The organism is Tateyamaria sp. (genome assembly GCF_059783535.1).
The window spans coordinates 1-3299 of record NZ_JBYNDP010000222.1 but is presented as its reverse complement, the minus strand read 5'-3'; the positions used below and the strand labels follow the sequence as shown (position 1 = coordinate 3299).

4 protein-coding genes are annotated in these 3299 nt (G+C 63.9%); 3 read left to right on the top strand and 1 reads right to left on the bottom strand.

The window, feature by feature from the left end:
• Positions 1-314, bottom strand: a 314-nt coding sequence (locus AC6RA8_RS21770; RefSeq protein ID WP_500355835.1) for a phytoene desaturase family protein, incomplete at its 3' end; no start/stop codon positions are given.
• Positions 315-412: 98 nt separating this feature from the next.
• On the opposite strand from AC6RA8_RS21770, the gene AC6RA8_RS21765 reads away from it, so the two are divergent.
• The 3 genes from AC6RA8_RS21765 to bchC form a co-directional block, all read left to right on the top strand.
• Positions 413-1294 carry a polyprenyl synthetase family protein gene (locus AC6RA8_RS21765; RefSeq protein ID WP_500355833.1) on the top strand — a complete coding sequence of 294 codons (882 nt, stop codon included), beginning with the start codon at positions 413-415 and terminating at the stop codon, positions 1292-1294.
• Complete coding sequence (locus tag AC6RA8_RS21760; RefSeq protein ID WP_500355831.1) at positions 1291-2406, top strand: methyltransferase; 1116 nt, start codon at positions 1291-1293, stop codon at positions 2404-2406. The genes AC6RA8_RS21765 and AC6RA8_RS21760 overlap by 4 nt, the downstream gene beginning before the upstream one ends.
• Before the next feature lie 132 nt (positions 2407-2538).
• On the top strand, positions 2539-3299 hold a 761-nt coding region (gene bchC / locus AC6RA8_RS21755; protein WP_500355836.1), incomplete at its 3' end, for a chlorophyll synthesis pathway protein BchC.

Genomic DNA, 3299 nt, shown 5'->3' with positions numbered 1-3299 from the left:
AGTTGGCTGCCGTCGGGCCAGAAGTGGCGGGCCAGTTCGTTTTGTTTGATCAGCGTCACATGGTCTTCGAGCCTTGTGCCCAATTGCTCAAAGAGATCGTCAAAGACATGGCGCATCGTCAGCACGGTGGGTCCGGCATCGATGGGCCCAGCGGGGGAGGGGATGGTGCGGATCTTGCCCCCGACTGTCCCGTGCCGCTCCAGCAGCGTCACTGCGAACCCGGCGGCCCGCAGCCGCACAGCGCAGGCAAGGCCGGCGATGCCCGCGCCGATGATCACGGCGCGTTGCGGGGCGGGGGCAGTGACGTGGGTCATGGGGTGGAATGTTGACTCGTGACAGGCAATGTGTCCAGTATGATTTACACTTTGGTGTACGCCTGAAGTGACATTTGTACTAAAAGGGAGCGACGCGCATGGGCCTGAGCACGCGGATCGAGACGGCGATAGCCGAGGCTGTGGCGGTCGGGCAGGGGGCGGGTCGCGCCACTCCGCCCAAGCTGGCGAGCGCCCTGCATTATGCGACGGCCCCCGGTGGTGCCCGCATCCGTCCGACGATCCTCATGTCCGTGGCGATGGCCTGTGGCGATGATCGTCCTGCCGTGTCGAACGCGGCGGCGTCAGCGCTGGAGATGATCCACTGCGCGTCCCTGGTCCATGATGATCTGCCGTGCTTTGATGATGCGGATATGCGGCGCGGGAAACCTTCGGTCCACAAAGCCTATTCCGAACCGCTTGCCGTGCTGGCGGGCGACAGCCTGATCGTGCTGGCCTTTGAGACATTGGCTAGGCAGTCAGGGCAGGCACCCGAACGGGTGGCGCAGCTGATCATGACCCTGGCCCAGCGGACCGGCATGCCCGGCGGTATCTGTGCGGGGCAGGGATGGGAAAGCGAGGATCAGGTCGATCTGAAAGCTTACCATCAGGCCAAGACGGGCGCGCTGTTCATTGCCGCCACGCAGATGGGGGCCATTGCAGCAGGGCAAGAGGCCGAGCCGTGGTTTGAGCTGGGTGACCGGATTGGCGAGGCGTTCCAGGTGGCCGATGATCTGCGCGATGCGCTGTATGATGAGGCGACGCTGGGCAAGCCTGCGGGGCAGGACGATCTGCACGGGCGACCCAATGCGGTTGCGCAACTGGGCGTGCAGGGGGCGATCAGCCGTCTGAAGGATATTCTGGGCGGGGCCATCGCCTCGATCCCCTCATGCCCCGGTGAGGCGCAGTTGGCCGAGATGGTGCGCATGTATGCGGAGCGGTTGACGCCTGTTGTGTCGCCCACCCGCGTGCCGGGCGAATGAGAAGCGAGGCCCAAGACCTGCCCGGTTGGCGCGGGGGCTGGCTGAACCGGCTGGTCGCGCGTCCCGGCTTTCAAAGCTGGGCCAGTAAATTTCCACTCACCCGATCCCGCGCGCGCGCCGATGGTGCGGCGCTGTTTGATGTGGTGCAGGGCTTTGTTCAAAGTCAGGTGTTGATGGCACTGGTCGAACTGGACCTGTTCCGGCGTTTGCGCGCCGGGCCGCAGAGTGCTGAGGTTCTGGGCCGGGCCTGTGACGTGCCCGCAGACCGGATGCAGGTGCTGTTGCAGGCAGGCGCCGCGCTTGGCTTGTTGAAGCGGAAGCGGGATAGGTTTGCGCTTGCCCGCAAGGGCGCCGCCCTGATGGGCGTGCCGGGGTTGGAGGCGATGATCCGGCATCACAAGGCGTTCTATGATGATCTGCGTGATCCGGTGGCGTTGTTGCGCGGGCCGGACGACACCAAGCTGAGCCAGTTCTGGCCTTATGTCTTTGGCGGTGACGTGGAGGCGGGTGACGCGGCGATCTATTCCGACCTGATGGCGCAGTCGCAGCGGCTGGTGGCAGAGGACACGTTGCGCACCGTGTCGCTGAAAGGTGTGCAGCACCTGTTGGATATCGGGGGTGGCACGGGCGCTTTTCTGGAAGCGGCAGGCCATGCGAACCGTGAAATGAATATGACCCTGTTCGATCTGCCGCCCGTCGTGCCTGATGCGCAGGCGCGGTTTGATGCGGCGGGGATGGCGGACCGGGTCCGCATTGTGCCGGGATCATTCCGTGAGGATGCTTTGCCGGGCGGCGCGGATGCGATTTCACTGATCCGCGTTCTCTATGATCATTCCGACGATACGGTGCGCGCGCTGCTGGCAGCGGTGCATAATGTCCTGCCCCCCGGCGGGCGGCTGATCGTCTCCGAGCCTATGGGGGGAGGTGCCCGGCCCGAGCGGGCGGGGGATGTGTATTTCGCATTTTACACAATGGCGATGCAGACAGGCCGCGCCCGGTCGGCAGAGGAGATCAGGGCGCTGTTGACCGAGGCGGGCTTTGATCAAGTGCGCTGTCCGGCGCCTGCGCGGGCCTATGTCACGCGCGTTGTGACGGCGGTGCGTCCAGTCTGATTCACAAGAAAGTGTCCATTCTGATTGACACAATGAGATGTCCAATTAGAATGACATACAACGACAAAGCGTCGCCCTGAGTCTCTTTTCAAGGAAACCGGGCAATTGCGGCGCCTGAACATGGAGATGACCTTGGACACTTCGGCCGTCCTTCTGAAAGGTCCCAAAGACCTTGATGTCGACACGTTGGCGCTGACCGCGCCGCGGGCGGGTGATCTGGTTGTCGAGGTCACGCATTCGGGGATTTCCACAGGAACGGAAAAGCTGTTCTGGTCGGGTGAGATGCCACCTTTTCCGGGCATGGGGTATCCGCTGGTGCCGGGCTACGAGGCCGCGGGCGAGGTGGTGGAGGCCGGGGTGTTGACCGGCTTTAAACCCGGCGACCGGGTGTTCGTGCCGGGGTCGAATTGTTTCGAAGGTGCCTTTGGCTTGTTTGGCGGTGCCGCGAAAACGCTGGTGACAGACAGTGAGCGTGTGACTCGCATTGATGCTGGGTTGGGCGCTGAGGGTGCGTTACTGGCGTTGGCCGCCACGGCCCGTCATGCGATGGCCGGGATGAACAAGGCGGTGCCGGACCTGATTGTCGGTCACGGTGTGCTGGGCCGCTTGTTGGCGCGGCTGACCATCGCCTCGGGCGCGCCTGCGCCGAAAGTGTGGGAGACTGACCCGGCGCGTCGCGACGGTGCGCAGGGCTACGAAGTTCTGCATCCGGATGATGATGAGCGCCGCGACTACCGGTCGATCTATGACGCGTCAGGGCAGGGCAGCCTGTTGAATGATCTGGTTGGCCGCATCGCCAAGGGTGGTGAGATTGTACTGGCCGGCTTTTATTCGGCGCCTTTGTCCTTCGCCTTTCCGCCCGCCTTCATGAAAGAGGCGCGGTTCCGCGTGGC

What these genes read in the sequence shown, in the direction of transcription:
- AC6RA8_RS21765 (WP_500355833.1), top strand. Translation starts at nt 413, where the DNA reads ATGGGCCTGAGCACGCGGATCGAGACGGCGATAGCCGAGGCTGTGGCG.
- AC6RA8_RS21760 (WP_500355831.1), top strand. Translation starts at nt 1,291, where the DNA reads ATGAGAAGCGAGGCCCAAGACCTGCCCGGTTGGCGCGGGGGCTGGCTG.